Annotated in this window: 22 protein-coding genes and 1 pseudogene; 14 read left to right on the top strand and 9 right to left on the bottom strand. The window is 67.1% G+C overall.

Annotated elements, in window-relative coordinates:
• The 6 genes from HTZ84_RS17960 (at window position 1) to HTZ84_RS17935 (ending at window position 6139) form a co-directional block, all read left to right on the top strand.
• Window positions 1-1035 carry an ABC transporter permease gene (locus tag HTZ84_RS17960; protein WP_174681934.1) on the top strand — a complete coding sequence of 345 codons (1035 nt, stop codon included), beginning with the start codon at window positions 1-3 and terminating at the stop codon, window positions 1033-1035.
• A gap of 1 nt (window position 1036) precedes the next feature.
• Complete coding sequence (locus HTZ84_RS17955; protein WP_174681933.1) at window positions 1037-2203, top strand: ABC transporter ATP-binding protein; 1167 nt, start codon at window positions 1037-1039, stop codon at window positions 2201-2203.
• A complete protein-coding gene (locus tag HTZ84_RS17950) occupies window positions 2196-3521 on the top strand; it encodes an ABC transporter ATP-binding protein (protein WP_174681932.1) in 1326 nt (441 codons plus the stop codon). Before HTZ84_RS17955 ends, HTZ84_RS17950 begins: the two co-directional genes overlap by 8 nt.
• Before the next feature lie 218 nt (window positions 3522-3739).
• Window positions 3740-3898, top strand: a complete 159-nt coding sequence (locus tag HTZ84_RS17945; protein WP_174681931.1) for a hypothetical protein — start codon at window positions 3740-3742, stop codon at window positions 3896-3898.
• A gap of 261 nt (window positions 3899-4159) precedes the next feature.
• On the top strand, window positions 4160-4642 hold the full coding sequence (locus HTZ84_RS17940) for a GNAT family N-acetyltransferase (RefSeq protein WP_174681930.1): 483 nt from the start codon (window positions 4160-4162) through the stop codon (window positions 4640-4642).
• 273 nt (window positions 4643-4915) lie between these two features.
• The gene (locus HTZ84_RS17935) at window positions 4916-6139 is read left to right on the top strand and encodes a putative manganese transporter (RefSeq protein WP_174681929.1); all 1224 of its coding nucleotides are present in this window, start codon (window positions 4916-4918) and stop codon (window positions 6137-6139) included.
• Between the two features lie 3 nt (window positions 6140-6142).
• On the opposite strand, the gene HTZ84_RS17930 is transcribed toward HTZ84_RS17935, so the two are convergent.
• The 4 genes from HTZ84_RS17930 to HTZ84_RS17915 form a co-directional block, all read right to left on the bottom strand.
• Window positions 6143-7345 carry an outer membrane protein assembly factor BamB family protein gene (locus HTZ84_RS17930; protein ID WP_174681928.1) on the bottom strand — a complete coding sequence of 401 codons (1203 nt, stop codon included), beginning with the start codon at window positions 7343-7345 and terminating at the stop codon, window positions 6143-6145.
• A gap of 78 nt (window positions 7346-7423) precedes the next feature.
• Window positions 7424-9490, bottom strand: coding sequence for an excinuclease ABC subunit UvrB (gene uvrB / locus HTZ84_RS17925; protein WP_174681927.1), 2067 nt, complete (start codon window positions 9488-9490; stop codon window positions 7424-7426).
• A gap of 84 nt (window positions 9491-9574) precedes the next feature.
• Window positions 9575-10930 (bottom strand): sodium/calcium exchanger protein, encoded by a 1356-nt coding sequence (locus tag HTZ84_RS17920; protein ID WP_174681926.1) that lies wholly within the window; start codon window positions 10928-10930, stop codon window positions 9575-9577.
• Window positions 10931-11180: 250 nt separating this feature from the next.
• Window positions 11181-11375 carry an HVO_2922 family protein gene (locus HTZ84_RS17915; protein WP_174681925.1) on the bottom strand — a complete coding sequence of 65 codons (195 nt, stop codon included), beginning with the start codon at window positions 11373-11375 and terminating at the stop codon, window positions 11181-11183.
• A gap of 139 nt (window positions 11376-11514) precedes the next feature.
• Here HTZ84_RS17915 and HTZ84_RS17910 point away from each other — a divergent pair, with 139 nt between their 5' ends.
• The gene (locus HTZ84_RS17910; protein WP_174681924.1) at window positions 11515-11781 is read left to right on the top strand and encodes a DUF7553 family protein; all 267 of its coding nucleotides are present in this window, start codon (window positions 11515-11517) and stop codon (window positions 11779-11781) included.
• A 333-nt stretch (window positions 11782-12114) separates the two neighbouring features.
• Here the strand turns inward: HTZ84_RS17910 and HTZ84_RS17905 are convergent, their stop codons facing one another.
• The 4 genes from HTZ84_RS17905 to HTZ84_RS17890 form a co-directional block, all read right to left on the bottom strand.
• Window positions 12115-12531, bottom strand: a complete 417-nt coding sequence (locus HTZ84_RS17905; protein ID WP_174681923.1) for a DUF2267 domain-containing protein — start codon at window positions 12529-12531, stop codon at window positions 12115-12117.
• Between the two features lie 93 nt (window positions 12532-12624).
• The gene (locus HTZ84_RS17900) at window positions 12625-13023 is read right to left on the bottom strand and encodes a DUF2267 domain-containing protein (protein WP_174681922.1); all 399 of its coding nucleotides are present in this window, start codon (window positions 13021-13023) and stop codon (window positions 12625-12627) included.
• 162 nt (window positions 13024-13185) lie between these two features.
• Window positions 13186-13692: a hypothetical protein gene (locus tag HTZ84_RS17895; protein ID WP_174681921.1), complete on the bottom strand. Its 507-nt coding sequence runs from the start codon at window positions 13690-13692 to the stop codon at window positions 13186-13188.
• 118 nt (window positions 13693-13810) lie between these two features.
• Entirely contained in the window at window positions 13811-14335 is a 525-nt protein-coding gene (locus HTZ84_RS17890; RefSeq protein WP_174681920.1) for a hypothetical protein, read from the bottom strand.
• Window positions 14336-14573: 238 nt separating this feature from the next.
• Between HTZ84_RS17890 and HTZ84_RS17885 the strand changes: the two genes are divergently transcribed.
• Window positions 14574-15023 (top strand): DoxX family protein, encoded by a 450-nt coding sequence (locus tag HTZ84_RS17885; protein ID WP_174681919.1) that lies wholly within the window; start codon window positions 14574-14576, stop codon window positions 15021-15023.
• Between the two features lie 222 nt (window positions 15024-15245).
• Here the strand turns inward: HTZ84_RS17885 and HTZ84_RS17880 are convergent.
• A pseudogene (locus HTZ84_RS17880) lies at window positions 15246-15398 on the bottom strand (DUF7556 family protein); the annotation flags it as partial.
• A 129-nt stretch (window positions 15399-15527) separates the two neighbouring features.
• On the opposite strand from HTZ84_RS17880, the gene HTZ84_RS17875 reads away from it, so the two are divergent.
• From HTZ84_RS17875 to HTZ84_RS17850, 6 genes are all read left to right on the top strand, one after another.
• Window positions 15528-16382, top strand: a complete 855-nt coding sequence (locus HTZ84_RS17875) for a CBS domain-containing protein (RefSeq protein WP_174681917.1) — start codon at window positions 15528-15530, stop codon at window positions 16380-16382.
• Window positions 16375-18159, top strand: coding sequence for a glycine--tRNA ligase (gene glyS, locus HTZ84_RS17870; RefSeq protein ID WP_174681916.1), 1785 nt, complete (start codon window positions 16375-16377; stop codon window positions 18157-18159). The genes HTZ84_RS17875 and glyS overlap by 8 nt, the downstream gene beginning before the upstream one ends.
• Window positions 18160-18259: 100 nt before the next feature.
• Window positions 18260-19246 (top strand): acetamidase/formamidase family protein, encoded by a 987-nt coding sequence (locus tag HTZ84_RS17865; RefSeq protein WP_174681915.1) that lies wholly within the window; start codon window positions 18260-18262, stop codon window positions 19244-19246.
• Between the two features lie 194 nt (window positions 19247-19440).
• Window positions 19441-20580: a bacterio-opsin activator domain-containing protein gene (locus HTZ84_RS17860; protein ID WP_174681914.1), complete on the top strand. Its 1140-nt coding sequence runs from the start codon at window positions 19441-19443 to the stop codon at window positions 20578-20580.
• Window positions 20581-20626: 46 nt separating this feature from the next.
• Window positions 20627-20983: a HalOD1 output domain-containing protein gene (locus HTZ84_RS17855; protein WP_174681913.1), complete on the top strand. Its 357-nt coding sequence runs from the start codon at window positions 20627-20629 to the stop codon at window positions 20981-20983.
• 96 nt (window positions 20984-21079) lie between these two features.
• Window positions 21080-21670: a diacylglycerol/polyprenol kinase family protein gene (locus HTZ84_RS17850; protein ID WP_174681912.1), complete on the top strand. Its 591-nt coding sequence runs from the start codon at window positions 21080-21082 to the stop codon at window positions 21668-21670.
• Window positions 21671-21912: the final 242 nt, after the last annotated feature.

Here is a 21912-nt window from a genome sequence, read left to right as displayed (position 1 = left end):
ATGGCAGTCGGCGAATCACAGATCGAAAGCGGCTCGGAATCGGTCCCGGAGGACGACGAGGAAGTCGAGGCCCGCGTCGGCTGGCGGTACACCGTCGCGCAGGTCAAGCGGGACACGACGGCCCGCTGGGGGCTGTACATCGTCGCCTTCGTGCTGTTCGTCGCGGTGTACGCACTGATCGACAGCAACCTCTCGCGACTCACGTTCGGGCACGTGTCGAACTATCGGTTCGCGCAGCTGTTACCGATCTTCGACCACCCGACCCGCATCCCGCCGCCGGGCGAAGGCCAGGCGCACGTCCCGCCGTACTTCCCGCTCGCGGAGCAGTCGTGGAATCCGCTGCCGGCGGGCGGCACCCTCGAGCACCCGCTCGGAACGGACCGTGCCGGTCGGGACTACTTCACGAGAATCGTCTACGGCACCCAGGTGTCGGTATTCGTCGGGCTGATCTCGGCCTTTATCGGACTGCTCGGCGGGACGCTCATCGGCGCCACCGCCGGCTACTACGGCGGCCGCATCGACGACGTCCTGATGCGGGCCGTCGAGACGGTCTACTCGATCCCGCCGCTGATCCTCATCATCGTCTTCACCGTCTTCGTCGGCGGGGCGAACATCTGGTACGCGGTGCTGGGCGTCGGGATCACGTTCGTGCCGGTGTTCGCCCGCATCATCCGGAGCCGGGTCCTGAGCATCCGCGAGATGGACTACATCGAGGCGGCGCGGGCGGCGGGGGTCAAGGATCGCAACATCATTCTCCGGCACGTCATTCCGAACAGCTTCGCGCCGGTGCTGGTGTACGCGACGCTGCAGATCGGCGTGACGATCCTCATCGTCGCCGGACTCTCCTTCCTCGGCTACGGCGCCCAGCCGCCGACGCCGGACTGGGGCGCGATGCTCAGAACCGCCCACGGCTACATGCACTCGAACGTCTGGCTGTCGATCTGGCCGGGAATCGCGATCATGATCACCATCATGGGCTTCAACCTGTTCGGCGACGGCTTACAGGACGCCCTCGACCCGCGGATCAACGACTAACATGAGCTCCGAACCACTCCTTCGCGTCGAGAATCTCAAGACGCAGTTCTTCACGGAAGCCGGTACAGTGCGCGCAGTCGACGGGATCTCCTTCGAGGTCCGCGAGGGCGAGATCGTCGGCCTCGTCGGCGAGAGCGGCGCCGGCAAGTCGGTCGCCTCGATGAGCCTGCTGCGGCTCGTCGAGGATCCCGGCGAGATCGTCGCCGGCGAGATCACCTACAAGGGCGAGACGATCTTCGGCCTCGAGGAGGGGCCGAACGGCGAACTCCGGGAGCGCGACGACGTGCTCTCGAACGAGGAGATCCGGACCCGGATCCGGGGCAACGAGATCGCAGTGATCTTCCAGGATCCGATGGAGTCGCTCAACCCCGTCTTCACGGTGGGCGGCCAGCTCCGGGAGTTCATCGAACTCAACCGCGGCCTCGGAGAGGACGAGGCGAAAGCGGAGGCGATCGACATGCTCCGGGAGGTCGGCATCCCCGATCCCGAACAGCGCTACGAGGAGTACCCCCACCAGTTCTCCGGGGGGATGCGCCAGCGCGTGCTCATCGCGATGGCCCTGGCCTGCGAGCCGAGCCTCATCATCGCCGACGAGCCGACGACGGCGCTCGACGTCACCGTGGAGGGCCAGATCCTCGATCTGGTCGACGAACTCCAGGCGAAGTACGGGACGAGTTTCATCTGGGTCACCCACGACCTCGGCGTCGTCGCGGAGATCTGCGACCGCGTGAACGTCATGTACCTCGGCGAGATCGTCGAGCAGGCCGCCGTGGACGACCTCTTCTACGATACCAAACACCCCTACACGGACGCCCTGCTCGACTCGATGCCCCGCCCCGACCGAACCGTCGACGACCTCCAGCCCATCGAGGGCGTGATGCCCGAAGCGATCGATCCGCCCCCCGGCTGTCGGTTCCACCCGCGCTGTCCCCACGCGCGGGAGGTGTGCAAGCGGGTCCACCCCGAGCCGAAGATCGTCGCGGGCGGCGGCGAGCCCCACCGGGCGGCCTGCGTGAAACACGACGCCTTCGACGTGGGCTACGACGAGAGTCCGCCGCTTGAGGACCGCGAGCCGACGCCAGGCGGGGAGGACTCCGCCGACACCGACTCCGAATCCGGCCTCGCCCCGAACCCGACGGCCGACGACGGAGGTGAGCGCCGTGAGTAGCGACCTCCGGTTGGGCGACGACAGCGGTTACGAGGGCGACGGCCCGCTGCTCGAACTCGACGCCGTCTCGAAGCACTTCGCCCAGGAGTCGGGGCTGTTCGCGGGGCTGCAGTTCGAACCCGATCGGTTTCCGCCGATCAGCATGGATCCCGGGACGGTGCAAGCGGTCGACGACGTCTCGCTCGAGATCCAACCCGGCGAGACCCTCGGGCTCGTCGGCGAGTCCGGCTGCGGGAAGAGCACGCTCGGGCGGACGATCCTGCGCCTGCTCGAGCCGACCGAGGGGGACATCTACTTCAAGGGCCGGAACCTGGCCGACCTCGGCGGCGAGGAGCTGCGGCGCATGCGCTCGGACATGCAGATGATCTTCCAGGATCCTCAGTCGTCGCTCGACCCCCGCATGAAGGTGGGCCAGATCATCGAGGAGCCGATGCGGGCCCACGACATGTTAGACGACGAGGGCCGGGAGGCGCGGGCGAAGGAACTGCTCGAGAAGGTCGGGCTCGACCCGCGCCACTACAACCGCCATCCCCACGCGTTCTCGGGGGGCCAGCGCCAGCGGATCAACCTCGCGCGGGCGCTGTCGGTCGACCCCGACTTCGTGGTCTGTGACGAACCCGTCTCCGCGCTCGACGTCTCCATTCAGGCCCAGGTGATGAACACGATGGACGAACTCCAGGCGGAGTTCGGCCTGACCTACCTCTTCATCGCCCACGACCTCTCGGTCATCCGCTACGTCTCCGACCGCGTGGCGGTGATGTACCTGGGCCACATGGTCGAGGTCGCCGAGAAGGAGGAGCTGTTCGAGAACCCCCAGCACCCGTACACGAAGGCGTTGCTCGAGTCCATCCCCGTCCCGGATCCGCGGGAGTCGGGCGCCCGCGGCGTCCTCGAGGGGGAGGTGCCGAGCCCGCAGGATCCGCCCTCCGGCTGCCGGTTCCGGACGCGGTGTCCGCGGCTGATCGCGCCGGCGGCGTACGACCTGACCGACGAGGAGTGGGCCCACACCCGCGCGTTCATGCGGGCGGTCAAACGCCGGACCTTCGAGGCGATGTCGGCCGACGAGATGCGCCGGGAGTTCTTCGGCGGCCAACCGCCCGGCGGCGAGGCCGGCGAGATCGTCACCGAGGCGATCGACCGGATCGCGACCGACCGCGGCGACGCGGCCGTCGACGAGGACGACTGGGACGAAGCGAGTTCCCTCCTGCTCGAGTCGTTCGCCGAGCGGAGTATCTGCGCTCGGGAACGGCCCGCGTACCGACTCGAGTCGACCGTCGGCTCGGGCGAACACTTCGCCGCGTGTCACCTCCACCGCTGACCGTCTGCCGTCGATTCCGCTGACCTATCTGATTTTATACCCTTGTGAATCGTCCTCTAGATTTGGTCATTCCTATCGGTAAATCTCCCACATTCTCGATCTAGAGCTTCTAAATCGCTCGTTCGACCGATAGGAAGATCTGCGCTCGTTACCGGCGTACCCACACGATCTTTCATCTCGAAAATACTTATATGCGTCCCGTGCTTCTTTACTCGTGTATGAGTAAGATCCTCGCCACCGTCACGGCAAGCACGCAGCGACTGGCAAAGGCCCGACGAACGATCCGCCACTCCCCCGACTTCGGCGACGACGCGTCGACGAACGAGGACGGCACGCCCGCGACGCGTATCCCGACCGGCGGAATCCTCACCGGGTGAGGACGATCGCGATGCCCGCCGCCCGCGATCGCGACCCCTCTCCTTCCACTCGAGACTAACTTCGTAGCGACCGCGTCGAGTGCAGTCGCCGACCTCCGCTGGCACGACAGTCGTTCGCAGGGAGTTCTACCGTTCGACCGCCTCCCGCAACCGTCGTTCGACTCCCGTTTCGGTTCCACTCGAAGCGACCGTTCTAGAAACCTGTTACCACCCCACAGAGTGGGTGAAACCACTTTGACAGCCGACGGTGTAGCGGGCGGTATGGAACTTCGACCGGCCACCCTCGAGGATCGTGCGGCGATCAGGAACGTCGCTCGCGACACCTGGCACGAAACGTACGACGAACTCGAGGCCGACGCGATCGACGAGACGATCGACGACTGGTACGGCGACGAGCGACTCGAGCAGGCGCTGTCGAAACCGGGGACGGCGTTTCTCGTCGCCGAAGCCGACGGCGAGGTGGTCGGCTTCACCCACGGCGTCGTCAGCGAGGCGGAAGGCGACGTCCTCCGGATGGCGGTCCACCCGGACCATCAGGGGCAGGGGATCGGGACGGCGCTACACGAGCGGCTCTGCGAGGACTTGCAGGACTTCAACATGGAGCGAATGCGGGCGATGGACCTCGCTTCCAACGAGGGCGGCCGGCGGTTCTACGAGGAACAGGGATTCGAGCGGACCGGCGAGGACACGGTCGAGATCGGCGGCGAGGAGCGCCGGGAAGTCGTCTACACGCTCGATCTCTGACCGTCGGGCTCCCGCCGCTCGAATCGACCGACCGAGTCGCACTCGAGCGATCGTTCTCGAGACGCTGCGCCGATCGCTGACTGTTCGCTGACGATCGCTGACGACTGCGGCGGCGAACGCAGCGTAGCCACGCTCTCCGTAGCAGTGATCGCTCGACCGTGGTCACGCCGACCGGCACGGGCCACCAGCAAGTATATATCGCATGCTACTAAACCTATGTTTAGAGATGTCTAATCTTGTGTCGGTCCCCTCACAGACGGCGGGTGAGGAGACGTGAACGAACTGCTGATCGTCCTGCTCGAGTCGCTGCGGGACGGCTACGTGCAAGTGAGCGCGTTCGTCGCGGTGACGGTGCTGGCGTTCGGACTGATCCAGTACCGAACCGACGGCGCCGCGCTCGCGGCGATCGAAGACAACGAACGGCTCCAGGTCCTGTTCGGCGGCATCCTCGGGCTGACCCCCGGCTGCGGCGGCGCGATCGTCGTCATGCCGCTGTACGTCCGCGGTACGGTCAGCTTCGGGACCGTCGTCGCGACGTTAGGCGCGACCGCGGGCGACTCGGCGTTCGTTATCCTCGCGCTCGCTCCCGAGGCCGCGCTGTACGCCTACGCCATCGCCTTCGCGGCGTCGGTCGCGACCGGCTACCTCGTCGACACCGTCGGGCTGGGCGTCACTCGAGTCGACGACGCCGTCGCGCAACTCTCGCCGGCGATGGCCGACGGCGGCACCGTCGTCAACGGCGGCGTCGGACCGAACCCCGCCCACGACTACGGCGGACCGTCGCCGGCGTGCGCTCACGACGCGGGTCCGGATCGACGCTCTCGAGTGCTCACTCCGCTCTCCCATTTCGCGCACGTCCTGTGGTGGGTCGCGGCCGTCGCGGGGCTCGTCCTCGGGAGCCTCTACCTGCTCCGCGGCGGCCCCGAGGTCGCGCTCGCGGCCGGCCTCGGCTTCGACGGCCTCTTCACCGTCGTCGGCATCGTCGGCGCGGCGCTGTCGCTGTACCTCTACGCGGTCGGCCGCCACTACGTCGGCGAGGGGGAGATCGCTCGAGCGCGGGACTCCTTCGGCTCGGTGTACGACACGCTCACCCACGCGGCGATGGAGACGAGTTTCGTCACCGTCTGGGTGCTCGTGGCCTTCCTCGTCTACGAGTACGCCGTCCTCCTCACGGGGATCGACGTCACGACCGTCGCCGCGGCGGCCGGGGTGCTCGCCCCGATCGGCGGCGCGGTCGTCGGACTGATCCCCGGTTGCGGCCCGCAGATCCTGCTGGCCAGCGTCTACGCCGAGGGCGGCCTGCCGTTTTCGGCGCTGACCGCCAACGCGATCGCCCAGGACGGCGACGCGCTGTTCCCGCTGCTGGCCGTCGACGCCAAAGCGGCGATCGTCGCCACGATCTACAACTTCCTGCCCGCCGTCGTCGTCGGCGTCGCGCTGCACCTGCTGTGGGCGCCCGTCTTCGGAATGGCGGAGTTCGGGTTCGGCGTGCTCTGATCGTCACTCGAACGCCGTGAGATTGCCGTCGTTCGTCCCGACGAAGACCGCGCCGTCGGCGACCGTCGGTCCGGTCGCGATCCCGCCCTCGAGCGAACGGGACCACCGCCGGTCGCCCGTCGCGAGGTCGAGCGCGACCAGTTCCGGTCGGCCAGTGGTCAGATAGGCGCGATCGTCGGTGACCGCCGTCGCGGAGATCGGACCGACGAACGACGCGTGCCAGTCCGGAACGCCCTCGGCGCGATCGAGTGCCGTGAAGCCGCCGCCGCTCCCCCCGCCGAACAGCGCCGTCGACGTCGTCGCCGGGGGCGCGGGGTACGACGTCCCGAAGCCGGTCCGTTGGCGCGGATCGCCCGCCGGCGTCAGGATCGTCACCGCGTAGCCGCGAGCCAGAACGCCGTCGTCGACCGCCGCCGGAGACCGCATTCGATCGGCTTCGTGAACCCACCGTTCGGACCCGTCGGTCGGCTCGAGCGCGTACAGGCGCCCGTCCCACGCCGAGTGGGCGGCGACGTAGACGCCCTCGCCGGAGACGGCGGGGTAGTCGACGGCGTCGAGGGCGAGCGGGAACGACCACCGTTCGACGCCGCTGGCCGCATCGATGGCGTAGGCGACCGGGTTCTCGCTCGTGCCGACGTAGACGGTTCCGGCATCCGCGGTCGGCCCTGCAACTGGGCCTGCCAGGTCAGCTGTCCACTCCCGCTCGCCGTCGGCCGCGTCCAAGGCGACGAGTTCGCCCGTCTCGGTGCTGACGACGACCAGTCCGTCGACGATGCACGGACACTGCGCGCGGCCGCCCTCGAGCGACTCGGTCCAGATTTCGTCGCCCGACGCCGCCTCGAGGGCGTGAACGGTCCCGTCGTCGGTGACCGCGTAGACGGTACCGTCGACGACCGCGACCTGCTCCTCGAGCGCGCCCGAGAGCGTGGTCGACCAGCGCTCAGCGGGGTCGTCCGTCGGCGCCGACGACGGGGTGTAGCCGTCGTTGCCCGGCGTCCGCTGGAACGACGGCCAGTCGTCGGCCGCGAGGCCCGTACTCGACGCGTCGCTGTCGGCATCGGTTTCGTCGTCCTCGTCGGTATCGGGATCCGCGTTCTGGTCACCGCTGTCGTCGGTCTCGCCGTCCAGCAGACTCGTACAGCCGGCGGCGCTCAGCGCTGCCGTGCTCCCCGTCATCGCCAGGTATCGGCGCCTCGAGATGATCATGCGCCATACAGTTCAGTAGCAGATAATAAAGACAGGTGAAACGTCAGCAACGAAGGTGCGTCGGACAGCGACGGCCGCTCAGAACTCCTCCGTGGGCGGCGCGATCCCCTCATCCTCGCCGCCGCCGGCGAGGTCGAACTCCTCGCGAACCTCGCGAATCCGATCGCGGATGTCCGCCGCCAGTTCGAACTCGAGGTTGCTCGCGGCTTCGTCCATCCGGTCCTCGAGTTCGGCGACGTAGCGTTCGGCCTCCTCCTCGTCCTCGATCTCGCGGCCCGAGACTTGCGTGGTCTCTGTCTTGCTGCCGGGCAGGTTCGTCTCGCCGACCTCCTTCTCGATCGTCGTGGGTTCGAACCCGTGCTCTTCGTTGTACTCCTGCTGGATCCGGCGGCGACGCTGGGTTTCCTCGATCGCCGACTCCATGGCGTTCGAGGGGTCGTCGGCGTACAGGATGACCTCGCCGTTGACGTTTCGCGCCGCCCGGCCCATCGTCTGGACGAGCGTCGTTTCGCTGCGGAGGAAGCCCTCCTGATCGGCGTCTAAGATCGCGACGAGGGAGACCTCGGGAATGTCCAGCCCCTCCCGCAGGAGGTTGATGCCGACGAGGACGTCGATCTCGCCCAGACGCAGCGAGCGGATGATCTCGTGGCGCTCGAGCGTGTCCGTCTCGTCGTGCATGTACGCGACGTCGACGCCGGCCTCCTCGAGATACTCGGTCAGGTCCTCGGCCATCCGCTTGGTGAGGGTGGTGACGAGGGTCCGTTCGTCGCGTTCGATGCGCTCGTCGATGCGATCCATCAGGTCGTCGATCTGGCCGCTGGCCGGCGAGACCTCGATCTCGGGGTCGACGAGGTGGGTGGGTCGAACGATCTGTTCGACGATCTGGTCGCTCTCCTCGCGCTCGTAGTCGCCCGGCGTCGCCGAGACGTACAGCGTCTGGTTGGTCTTCTCCTGGAACTCTTCGAAGGTGAGCGGCCGGTTGTCGTAGGCCGTCGGGAGTCGGAAGCCGTTCTCGACCAGCGAGTCCTTGCGCGACTTGTCGCCGGCGTACTGCCCGCGGACCTGCGGGAGGGTCACGTGGGACTCGTCGACGACGGTGAGGAAGTCATCGGGGAAGTAGTCCAGCAGGGTGTAGGGCGCGTCGCCGGACTCCCGATCCGAGAGGTAGACCGAGTAGTTCTCGATCCCCGAACAGTAGCCCGTCTCCTGCATCATCTCGAGGTCGAAGCTCGTTCGCTCCTCGATGCGCTGGGCGGCGATCATGTCGCCCTGCCGTTCGAAGTACGAGATGCGCTTGTCGAGGTCGGTCCGGATCTCGTCCATCGCCTCCTCGAGAGTGGTCTCCGGGATCGAGTAGTGCTCCGCCGGGTGAACGAGGACCGCCTGCTGGTCGCCCTTGGTCTTGCCCTCGAGGGGATCGACCTTCACCATGCGGTCGATCTCGTCGCCCCACAGTTCCACGCGGACGGCGTAGCGGCCGTACATCGGGTAGATCTCGACGGTGTCGCCCCGCACGCGGAAGGTGCCCTGCGTGAAGTCGACGTCGTTGCGCTCGTAGTTCAGGTCCACGAGGCGTTTGAGGAGTTCGTCGCGGCCGACCTCCTCGCCGACCTCGAGTCGCATGGACATGTCGACGTAGTTGCGCGGGTCACCGAGGCCGTAGATCGCGGAGACGCTCGCGACGACGATGACGTCCTCGCGCGTCAAGAGGGAGCGCGTCGCGGAGTGGCGCAGACGGTCGATCTCGTCGTTGATCGACGCGTCCTTGTCGATGTAGGTGTCGGTCTGCTCGACGTAGGCCTCGGGCTGGTAGTAGTCGTAGTAGGAGACGAAGTACTCGACGGCGTTCTCGGGGAACAGGTTCCGGAACTCCTCGTAGAGCTGGGCGGCCAGCGTCTTGTTGTGGGCGATGACGAGGGTCGGCTTCTGGATCTCCTCGATCAGCCACGAGACGGTGTTGGTCTTCCCGGAGCCGGTCACGCCCAGCAGGGTCTGTTTGTCCATCCCCTGCCGGAATCCCTCGGCTAACTGCTCGATCGCCTCGGGCTGGTCGCCCGCGGGCTCGAAGGGCGCGTCGACCGTGAACGGCCGATCGACGTCGGGACGATCCGGCTGGAGGGGGCCTCGAGAATCGGAGTCGCTCATTATCGGGTTCAGGGCGTCGAGCTACTTTACGCGCTCGCATTACGCGACGCGCGAACGCGGGCGGGGGCGACGGCGCCCGACGGCTCAGTCCGCGTGCTCCGTCTGGGTTTGCGCGGTCCCGCGACCGATCGCCGCCCGCGTGGTCAACGCGGTCCGTTCGAGGAGTTCGCGGACGCTGTCGCGCCGCCGCACGAACAGGGCGAGCCCGAGCAGGACGTACACGGCAGTGTAGCCGTAGAGGACGCTCATGCTGAGTTCCGTCACGACCGGTTCGGAGTACGTCCGAATGACGTAGAACTCCGCGAGGACCTGCGTTCCGAACAGGCCGAGCAACGCGATCGCCTCGCGGACGCTGATCTCGAAGTTCGTCAGGACGGAGATCGCGAAGAAGCTCTGGGCCGCGGTGATCCAGATCTCCGCGACCTGCTTCGAATCGAACGGGAGCGTCCCGACGTGCCCGGCGGAGATCGAGTAGACGACCGCGAGCGTCCCGATGAGCAGCGTCCACTGATTGAGCTTCGAGGAGATGAGCGCGTTGAATCCGGCGGTCGTCCGCGCCTTGTTCACGAGGTAGGCCACGACGATCAGCTCGGGGCTCTCCGAGGCCAGCGGGGCGAGCCACTGGATCATGAAGAACTCGGGGACGCCGTACTGGAGGCCCATCTGCTCGAGTCCCTCCGCGAACGGATGTACCGCGGTGAAGATGATCGCCCCGGAAAACGCGAACCCGAAGAGGACGAGCGATACTCGCGGGAACTTGGAATACCCCTGGAAGTACGCGGGAACGCCGACGTGTTCCTCGGTTTCGTCGACGTCGCTCCGGATGATCACGAGGAGATAGAGCAGATAGAGGCCGACGAGAACGAGCGTATCGACCATCCCGATCCCGCCGCCGAGCGGGACGAGAAACGCGAACGCCGTCGCGACGAGGAGGAACACGATCTCGAGGGAGATCGCCCGGTCCAGCCTGACCGCGTCCGCGAGGACCCCCGACCGGTGTTCGACTGCCGGATCGACCGTGCGCTTCGCGCGGTAGATGCTGAACAGCGCGATCCCCGACCAGCCGAGCCCGATGAGGATCCGGTTCGCGCCGGTCATGTTCGCGACCGCGAGGTTGCCCGCTTCGCTGGAGCCGGCGCCGGCCTGCCAGGCGTAGAGCGCGTCGACGGCGTACTCGGGAGCCACGGCAAGCACCGCGAGCACCGCGATGGCGAACGCCTGCGGGACGTCCTTCTCGGCGGTTTCGGCCGCCCACGCGAGCAGGAACGCCGCGCCGAGGATCGCGGTCCCGGCGACGAGGACGGCGATACCGGCCGCGATGTTTTCGCTCGGATGGACGGTTCCGTAGCCGCCGTAGGAAAGGAACGTCCCGATCCACGGGACTGTCAGGAGTAGCGTAACGATGACGGCGACGAGCGGATGGCGTAACCGAGACGACATGTATGTGATACTGACGAGAACGTCCCCTCATATAAGGCACAAGATGTGCCTCTTACCACCGATTTCGAGGCCCACGGGGCATCGAACGCGGGGAATCGGAGATTTACCGACATTCGAAGATCTGCCCGCCTCACGGGCTGTTTCGTCGGAATTTAGCTGTACTGGAGATAGAGAGCTGCAAACGCCGGTGTCGGAGTTGGTGTCCCGACGGGACGAAATTTCGAATTCGTCCGCCGACTGCGAAGCCGCCTCAGTCGTCCGTCACGAACTGGACGTCCGCTCCGGCCGCGCTCCGTTTGACGCTGTCGATGCCTCGCTTGACACCCTGTTTGGACGCGTAGCCTTCGCCGCTATCGGCGATGATGTTCCCGTTCGCGGCGACGAGACGCCACCGCCATTCGCCCGCCCTGTCCTGAAAAACCTCGAACGTCGCCGCACTGGTCATTCACCGGCAAGGTAGCGTCGGTCGATACTAATAGCCTTCCATGCCCCGGAATCGGCTCGTGCGAGCGTCGTTCGGAGTTCGAGCGGACGTGGCTATTGCTCGCCAAACCGTTATGGGTCGTCTCGGTTTGGATTCGACCATGACCGAGCAACTCCAGCAGGCCCGCGACGACCTCGAGGAAGCGGCCAAGTCGGCCGACGACGACGTCCGCGACGACATCCGCGAGACCACCGACGCGTTCGCCGACTACGTGATGGGCGACACGACGCCCGATCACGCGATCCTCGACGAACGGCTCAACACGCTGCGACAGGTCCGCGAGCGGGCCGACGGCAATACGCGGGACAAGGTCGAGGAGGCGATCGAGGAGATCGAAGACTACCGCGAACAGGTCGATCAGGCCTGAGCCGGGCGCTCGAGCGACTCGAGGAGCGTCGAGACGATCCGTTTTCGCGATGTGTTCAACCGAACCCGTAGCGACTCGAGCACCGATCGGATCGACTCCGACCATCGGCGCGCAGCGTCGCGGCGAGCGATAGCGAGACGCGACGCGACTCGCGAGGGACGAGTGAGCTGACGGGCGAACGGCCGACGGCCGTGAGCCAGCGAGCGAGTCGGCTGGGGAGGGTGTGGAACTCCCCGCTGCCAGCGCGAGGAAAACGAGCGGCGATTCTCCGATCGGTTCGCTCCGAGACACCAGTTACCGTCGGTTCGACGCACCAGCCAAGACGCACACTCACTATCGCTCTCGAGGCGAGCGCTCGCTGACGTCGATGTCGGCGTCGGTCTCTCCCAGCAGGGTCTCGAAGCCGTACTGTTGGAACTGGTCGACGACCGCGGAGCGCTCCGCCTCGTCGACCGACTCGAGGAGCGTCGCCATCACCGCGGTCGCGGCGCGCTCGCCGGTCACGTCGAGCGTTTCCATGCGCTGATCGACCCGGGAGATGAACTCCTCCTCGGAGAACTGCGCCCCGGACTCGCCCTCGGTGAGGTGCTCGCTCAGGTCCGGGGGCAGTTCGGCCGCCAGATCGTCGGCCTGATCGGCGCTCAGGCGCTCGCCGAGCGTCTCGAGGACGGCTCGCGTGGCGTCCGTCGCGCCGTCTTCGTCGGCTTCGGTGCGGTCGCTGACCGTCTCGACGATGGCTGCCCGTTCCATGGGCGTCCCCACGCCCACTCGCTCCCTCACTGTTCGGGCGGCAACTGCCGGGACCGGAACGGTGGCGACGGTCCTCCCGGCCACCGTTACGGCTTACCGTCGAGCACCGGGCCCGACCGCCGGGATCGCCTCCTCGAAGTCGAGTTCCGCGAGTCGCTCCCGCAGCGCGTCGCTTTCCTCCGCATCAACGTGTTCGAGCAGCGTGCCGACGACGGCGCGGGCGAGCCCCTCGGGGTCGCCGACGGCAGCGCGATCGGTCCGATCTTCGATCCGCTCGAGGAACTCGTCGTAGTCGAACCGACGGCCCGAGTCACCCTGGACGAGGTGCTCGCCAATCTCCTCGGGTAACTGTCCGTCGAGGCGTTGGGACCGCGTCTCGTCGAGTCGCTCGCCCAGCGCGGAGAGCACGGCTTGGGTCGCGTCCCGCGCGTCGGCCTCGCCCGCGAGGTTCGCCTCGTACTGCACGGACTGGTAGAAGTCGTGGCGTTCCATAGCGACCCGTTGCACGGAGCCGTCCGTGGCGGTTGGGCCGGCGAATGCTGGCGTCGCGTCGGGACCGCAGACGCGGTCGAACGCCGACGATAGCGCCGCGTTCGAGGACGTCTCACTCGCGCGACCGGGGACGAGCGGGATCCCGAACGGAACGCGACGACGTCACTCGAGCACCGACGTCGGCCGTTTGAGGTACACCTCCTGCTCGGTCACCCGCTGGTAGAGGTCGTACAGCGTCTCGACGGCGGCCTCGTCGGGCTCGAACCGGATGTGGGGCGCGCCGTAGTAGCCCCGACAGCTGACCAGGAAGAAGTACAGCGTCCGGTGGTGGGCCGGCGTCGCGTCGACGACGCCCATCGATCGCCCGCCCAGATCGTCCGAGAAATCGTTCAACAGCGCCGCGATGTCGTCGGCCAACTGCTCGTCCGGGCGGTATCGGGGGACGCCGAACGTCTGTCGCATGTGCGTCGTCGCCGCCTCGAGGAACGGGTTCGCGTCGAGTCCGGCCGGGTCCACGGCCCGAAACGTCTCGTACAGCTCCAAGACCGCCGTCAGTTCCTCGCGCGCGACCGCGATCGGAAACACGGGCTCGCCGCGGGGCAGCGAGTGGTCCGGGAACGCGTGCGATCGGGGGTCCGGCAGCCGCGAGAACACTTGCTCGAGCGACATATGCGCTACCACAACACACCCGAGTAAACGGTTACCGGTGGTCCCGCCGAGCGTCGGCGGAGGTTATCGACCGTTCGAGCCGAGAACGGATGCGCGACTCGAATCCTCGGGACTCGGCCTACTCGAGGCGAATCGTCGTCCCGTCGCTGGGCCGGTGGCGATCGGCGCCGGTCGCGACGAACGCCCGGAGCTCGTAGGTTCCGGGATCGGGGACGACCGATTCACGGCGGTCGCCGTCGGTGCGCTCGAGGCGGCCGTTCCAGGTCACCCGGACCCGTTTGCGCTCGCCGCCGCGGAACCGAAACGTCGAGGGCCGCTCCGGAACGTAGCGACGCTCGTCGCTGCCCTCGAGGTCGCCGTCGATCGTCCATCCCCAGCGGCGCCGCCGCGGCGTCGGCACGGAGATAGGTACCGGCAACCGGTTTTCGAAGTCGATCGAGATGTCGACCGGCTCGTCGCGAGCGTAGACGTCGCGGTCGGTCGCGATCGAGACGGCGACCGCGCGCCGGGCCAGCGCCGCCGGAACGAGCGACGAGAGGAACGTCGCGACCGTCGGCCGCGAGTCGTCGCGCTCGAGGCCGGCGGCGTCCGCCGTCCGCGGGCGCTCGGGGCCGCCGTCGCGTCGGGGGTCTGGACCGTCCATCGATCGGACGCTCGATCCTCGCGTACTAAAATCGTCGGGCGCTGCGGACCGGTCGCTCGACGCGGACGCCCGCGGTCGGACCGAATTCGAGGGGCCAGGGCGAGCGTCGAGATTCCGATTCACGGGCGTGGCAGTCTGCCTCGATGTCACCGAGGATAGTCGATAACACCGCCGTTACCAGGGGATACGGATGTCCGAGAACGGCTATTACGGTTCGGTTACTACAGCAGGTTACAGAATGATAGCTGCTATCGAAACGGTACCGCTACAGAGTTTCGACGGCCCGCTCGCGGCCGAACTGTTCCTCGTCGCTCGGATCCTCTTCGGCGGCGTCCTCGCGTTCACGGGCGTGAACCACTTCCTCGACCTCGAGGGCATGGCCGGCTACGCCGAGATGAAGGGAATTCCGGCGCCGACGGCCTCCGTCGCCCTCTCCGGGGTCGTGCTCGTGGCGGGCGGCCTCGGCGTCGTACTCGGGGTCTTCCCCGCGCTCGCGGCCGGTGCGCTCGCCGCGTTCCTGCTCGTGGCGACGCCGACGATGCACGACTTCTGGGCCGTTCCCGAGGACCAGCAACAGTCCGAGATGACCTCGTTCCTGAAGAACGTCGGCCTGCTGGGCGCGTCGCTGACGCTGGTCGCGCTCGGCGCCCTCGAGTGGCCCTACGCGGTCGGCCTCGGCCTCTTCTGAACGTCGCGGACGGTGTCAGGAATCGACTCGCTCGTTTTCCGACGGCTCAAGCGTCCCGGTCGACGATCTCCTCGAGCAGCGGTTGCAGTCGGCGACAGCGTCGTCCCGTTGTCGCGTCGGCGAAACCGTCGGTTGCCGCGCTCGAACGGCACGTAGTCGTGACTGGCCTCGTCAAATAAGCCGTCGAACGGAACCGATACGCGCGCACCGATCGACCGGTGACGCGCCGAGCGTCGGCGCGTCGTCAGCCTGCATGGAAAGCCAGGCGCCATCGGCCGAGATGTCGGCGATGACGTACTCCGTACTCGATTCCGTCGAGTCGATCGAACCGACGACGGTGTCGTCGGACGTCATGGCGTGGGGGTTCGTCGCCATGTATGTTATTCATTCCCAACCACATATAAACTCATCGAATCGAACTATCAGAACGAGTGACTGGTCGGGCCGGTATCGCGGGCGCACGAAACACTGGGTTTATACTCATTTTCGCCGTACCGTGGGGATATGAACGTAGCCGACGCGATGACGCCCCGCGAAGACGTGGTAACCGTCGAACTGCCGGGTTCGCGCTCGGACGTCCTCGAGTACCTCCAGGAGCGGCCGTTCTCGTCCGTTCCGGTGCTCAAATCGACCGAGGACGGTCTCGAGTACAGAGGGCTGATCTCCCGCGACGCGCTGATCGAACAGCCCGACGAGGACCAGCTCGTCATCCTGATGGACGAGGACGTCCCGACGACGACGGCCGACACCAGCCTCGAGGACGTCGCGCGGACGATGGTCGAGGACGGAGCCCGCCGCGTGCCGGTCGTCGACGGGGAGTTCGAGGGCATCGTCACGGTGACCGACGTGATCCACGCGATCGCGGCGGGCGACCAGGAGACCGAGGGCACCGTCGAGTCCTACGCGAGCGAGGACGTCAACACCACCTACGAAGGGGCACCGCTCCCGGTCGCCGAGCGCGAACTCTCGTACGCGAACGTCCCCTACACCGTCGCGCTGGACGACGAGGGGCGAATGAACGGCGTCCTGACGGAGGTCGACGTCATCGACGTCGCCCGCATCGTCGAGGGCGAGGAGGAGACCGGCGACAACTTCGGCGATCAGGACGACGACTGGTCGTGGGAGGGGATCAAAGCCGTCGGCAGTCGCTATCTTCCCACGCGGGACATCGAGATCCCGGCCGAACCGGTCAGCGAGTTCATGAGCGGCGACGTGGTGACGGTCTCGGCGCAGACGTCGATCCAGGAGGCCGCCCAACGGATGATCAGCAACGATATCGAACAGATCCCGATGGTCACGGGCGAGGACCTCGTCGGCATCGTCTGTGACGTCGACCTGCTGGAGGCACTCTATGAGTGAGCGAGAACGCGCGGACGACACCGAGAGCGCGACCGCGGCGACGAGCGAGAAACTGGTCGAACTGGCCAAGCGGCGGGGCTACTTCTTCCAGTCGTCGGGCGCCTACGGCGGCGTCGGCGGCTTCTACACCTTCGGCCCGCAGGGCGCGGCGCTGAAGGGCAACGTCGAGGACGCCTGGCGCGACCGCTTCGCCGTCGCCGAGGGCAACATGGAGATCGACGCGCCGACGATCATGCCCGAGCCCGTCTTCGAGGCCTCGGGTCACCTGGACGGCTTCGACGACATGCTCGTCGAGTGTCCGGAGTGCGGCGAGAGCCACCGCGCGGACCACGTCGTCGAGGACAACACCGAGTACGAGGACGCCGAGAGCCTCCCCATCCCCGAGGTCGAGGAGGTCATCGCCGAGTACGAACTCGTCTGTCCGAACTGCGGGTCGGGACTCGCGGGCCAGGCCGTCGAGACGTTCAACCTCATGTTCGCGACGAACATCGGCCCCGGCGACTCCGACCCCGGCTACATGCGCCCCGAGACCGCGCAGGGCATCTTCGTCGAGTTCCCGCGGCTCAAGGAGTACGCGCGCAACCAGCTGCCGTTCGGCGTCACCCAGATCGGTCGCGCGTATCGAAACGAGATCAGCCCGCGGCGCTCGATCATCCGCACTCGCGAGTTCACGCAGGCCGAACTCGAGTACTTCATCGACCCCGAAACGGACGAGCCGGACCTCTCGAGCGTCGAAGACGTCGAGGTCACGCTCTACCCGGCCAGCGAGCAGAACGCCGAGGACGGCGGCGAGATCCGGACGACGATCGGCGAGGCCGTCGACGAGGGCATCATCACCAGCCCGTGGGTCGCCTACTTCCTGGGCGTCGCCAAACCGTGGTACGACGCGGTCGGCGTCGACATGGACCGGTTCCGGTTCCGCCAGCACCTCTCGGGCGAGCGGGCCCACTACGCCAGCGACTGCTGGGACGCGGAAAGCGAGGTCGACGGCAACTGGATCGAGATGGCCGGCTTCGCCTACCGCGGCGACTACGACCTCTCGAAACACGGCGAGCACTCCGACGACCGCTTCACGATCTTCAAGCAGTACGACGAACCGAAGACCGTCGAGCGTGCCACCGTCGACCCCGACATGAGCTACCTGGGTCCCGAGTTCGGCGGCGACGCGCAGGCAGTCGTGCAAAAGCTCGAGGACCTCGCCGCGCGCGATCGCTCGGCGTTCGACGGCGACGCCGTCGAGATCGACCTCGAGGGCGAGACCCACGAGATCCCCGTCGAGAAGACCGGCTTCGCGGTCGAGGAGCAGACCGAGGCCGGCGAGCACATCACGCCCCACGTCGTCGAACCCTCCTTCGGCGTCGACCGGCTGGTCTACACCGTCCTCCACCACGCCTACCGCGAGGACGAGGTCGCCGACGAGGAGCGGACGTACCTCGAACTCGAGCCGGAAGTCGCGCCCACCTTCGTCGGCGTCTTCCCGCTGCAGAACGACGACGAACTCGAGTCCCAGGCGAACGAGATCGTCGCGGACCTGCGCGAGGTCGGCCTCTCGGTCACGTACGACGACTCGGGCAACATCGGCCGGCGCTACCGCCGTCAGGACGAAGTCGGCACGCCGTTCTGCGTGACCGTCGACTACGAAACGGTCGAAGACGAGGAGACGACCGTCACCGTCCGCGAGCGGGACACGACCGACCAGAAGCGGCTGCCGGTCGACGACCTCGCGGAGACGCTGTCGTCGATCCGGGAAGGCGACCTCGAGTTCGACGAGCTGTAAGGCGGCGTCGACCGCGTTGGTCGTCTCGAGCGGAAATCGAGTTTCGACGCCGCTACCGGCGAGATACCGTTTTATCCCGTGGTGTCGTAGGAAGTATCATATGGGAGCCGAGGAGTTCGCGGTAGACCATCGGATCGACGCCGACGACGACACCGTTCACAGCGACTGGGACAACGGACGCGAGCCGGCCCTGACGGTCGAACCGGGAGATATCGTCCGAATTTCGTGTCGGGACGCGACCAACGGACAGCTCGGCCCAGAGTCGACGCCCGCGGACGTCGCCGCGCTCGACATCGATCCGATCCACGCGCTGACCGGCCCCGTCGCGGTCGAGGGCGCTCAACCGGGCGACGTCCTCGCGGTCGAACTGCTCGAGGTCGAACACGAGGGCGTCGGCTACACGCTGGTCCTCCCGGGGCCGGCGGAGCTCGGCGTGTTGGCCGACGAGTTCCCCGACCCGGCGTTGCACGTCTGGGATCTCGAGGGCGACGTCGGTCACTTCGGAGACGGGATCGAGGTCCCGCTGAATCCGTTCCCCGGCATCGTCGGCGTCGCGCCCGCCGAGGACGGTCCCCACGGAACGTTTCCGCCGCGGGACGTCGGCGGGAACATAGACGTCAAGCAGCTCACGGCGGGCTCGACGGTCTATCTCCCCGTCGCGGTCGAGGACGCCCTGTTCAGCATCGGCGACGGCCACGCCGCGCAGGGGGACGGCGAGGTCTGCGGGACCGGCATCGAAGCGCCAATGACCGTCACCTGCCGGTTCGACCTGCGCTCGGACCGCTCGATCGAGCAGCCGCAGTTCGAGACCGCCGGCCCGTTCACCCCGACCGGTCGGGACGAGCCGATGTACGGGACGACGGGCATCGCCGACGACCTGATGGCGGCGACCAGACGAGCCGTCCGGAGCATGGTCGACCACCTCCGGGACGAGCGCGGACTCGAGCGGGACGACGCCTACATGCTGTGTTCGGTGGCCGTCGACCTGAAGATCAACGAGGCCGTCAACGCGCCGAACTGGGTCGTCTCCGCGTACCTCCCGGAGAGCATCTTTCCCGAGGCGAAGCGGCGTCCCACGCGTGCGTGACGACCCTCCGATAGAATCCCATTTATTCGTCGGTCCCCTCTCACTCGTATGGAGCAGCGCCAATTCGTCGAGACGCCGTCGGAAGGGGGCGAGCGCGCGCGACTGTTCGGCGGCGGCCGGCGTGACCGCGACCGTTCCGGCGAGAGGGACGGCCGAGGTCGAGGGAGCGTCCGACCGTGCGGGGCGATGAGACGGTGACGGAGTCCACCGAGAACGACGAGGCCGAGAAGTCGGTCGACCCCCGAGAAGACGAGTTCGTCCGAACCCCGCCCGAGGATCTGGCTCGGCGCGTGTTCGACGTGAACCCGGTCAGCACCGTCGTGATCGATTCGGCGGGAAACTACGCCTTCGCGAACGAACGAGCGGCGGAAACGCTCGGCCGGACGAACGAGGAGATCGTCGGCCGCGCGTACGACGACGCCGAGTGGAACATCTACTACGACGACGGATCGCCCGTTCCGGCGTCGGAGAACCCGGTCACGCGCGTCCTCGAGACGGGCGAACCGGTCTTCGGCTTCGAACACTGGATCGAACTCCCCGACGGCTCCGAGCGGTGGCTCTCGAGCAATTCGGCGCCCGTCTTGGACGACGACGGGAACGTGGAGTACGTCGTCGTCTCCTTCGAGGACGCGACGGCGCTGAAGCGCCGCGAGGAACGGTTGACCAGCGACCACGTCCGGCGCCTCGAGTTCCGCACGGACCGGACCGCGGTCCCGCCCTCCCTGCGGGTCGCGGACGACGAGATTCGACTCGAGGTCGACTCGGTCGTCTCGCTGCAGAACGGGACGACCGTCCAGTACATGGGGACGTCGGATCTCCCGGCGAACGAGTTCGTGACCGCCGTCGAGGAGGTCCCCCACTACCGCGACGCGCGGTTGCTCAGTTCGATCGACGGGTACCATCGCATCGAAGCGAAGGCGGAGTCGGCGACGGTCTCGCAGGTGTTTCAGGACCTCGGCGGCCGCGCCCGCGCCGTCGTCATCGCTCCCGACGAGGTCCGGTTCCTGGGCGAGTTGCCCGGCGACGTGGATCCCCGGCAGGCCGCGTCCGGAATCCGGCGGTTCCACCCCGAAGTCGAACTGGTCTCCGAGGACCTCGTCTACTCGCCGCAGCTGCTGTACGGCGTCGTCGCCGACGCGCTCACCGAGCGACAGTTGTCGGCGCTCGACGCCGCCTACTTCGGCGGCTACTTCGATACGCCCCGGACCAGCACCGGCGACGAGCTGGCCGACCGCTTCGACGTCACGCGCCAGACCTTCAACCAGCACCTGCGCAAGGCCCAGCGAACCGTCTTGCGACACCTCTTCGAGAAGTCCGGCGCGGACGCACGCTGACTGGTCAGCGTCCGCCCTTACCACGACCGCTTGCGTACTGAGCCCAATGGACGAGGATACGATCCACTCGGACGTCATGCCTTCCCGACCGATCGGCGAGGACAGCGTCGGTCACGATCCCACCACGGAGACGTTTCACACTCGGTTCGACGCGGCGCTCGAAACGAAGCACGGTACGGTTACCGACGCGCTCACCACCGCGATCGTCGAGACGGTCGGGGCCGTCACGGACCGCGACCCATGTACTATGGCGCCGCTGTTCGCGACCGTCGACCCCGAGTCGCTCGCCGACCTCGTGACGTCGACTCGCGACCACCCCCTCACCGTGAGCTTTTCCTACGAGGCCTGTCACGTGGTCGTTTCGAGCGACGGAACCGTCGTCGTCAAACTCGCTACGGACTAATTCGTCCTCCGCGGGCGGGGAGGATCGGCGTCCGAACACGGATCGTGTCGAACGTAACCGACGGACTGAAGGTCGTTACCTTCGACGGGAAATCTGATGGCTGACGAACTAAAGCGACGAGCCGTCCACGCGAGCGGGGCGGGACTGGTCGCGCTCTATCTCCTCGCCGCTCAGTTCGATCTCGGACTGACCTGGGATCGATTTCAGCTCCTGATGGGCCTCCTCGCGGTCGGAACGATCGCCCTCGAGTTCCTCCGGCTCTACGTCGGCGTCGAGTTGTCGCTCTACGACTCGCTGACCCGAGAGTACGAACAGAACCAGTTCGCCGGCTACGGCTACTACATGCTCAGCATGACGGTCGCCGTGCTGTTCTTCGAGCCGCGGGTCGCCCTCCCGGCGATGTTGATGCTCGCGATCGGCGATCCGATCAGCGGGACCGTCTCGGACGACAGCCTCAAGTTCGTCAAGGGGCCGAAGGTGCTGGTCACGATGTTCGTCGTCTCGACGCTCATCGCCGCGCCCTTTCTCCACGAGACGCCGCTGGCCGTCGTCGCGGCCGCGGTCGGGGCGACCGTCGCCGACGGCGTCAAGCTCAGGATCGGCGATTTCATCGTCGACGATAACCTGACGATCCCCATCTACGCCGGCCTGCTGGCCACGCTCGCCCTCGAGTTCGGGCCGGTCTGAAGCCCGTCGCACCTCGGGCGAGTTGTACGCGCCCGCCTCAGTTGACTTTTCTGTACCCACGAACGTCGAACTGCCGATAGCGTTCGGTCACCCCGCGGAGTTCGATCGCGAACAGACGAGCGATACGTCGTCGAGTTATTATTATTATTTTGATGGGGTGGCCGGCGCCGGGTTCCGGTATCGGCAACACCGTACCGTTCAGGAGGTCTCAACACCGCCTGTCGCGAACGTGGAGGCCCGTG

The sequence above is a fragment of the Haloterrigena gelatinilytica genome (genome assembly GCF_013342145.1).
Lineage (GTDB): Archaea > Halobacteriota > Halobacteria > Halobacteriales > Natrialbaceae > Haloterrigena > Haloterrigena gelatinilytica.
Note: the sequence above shows the minus strand (reverse complement) of the source record. Positions and strands in the feature narration are given on the sequence as shown.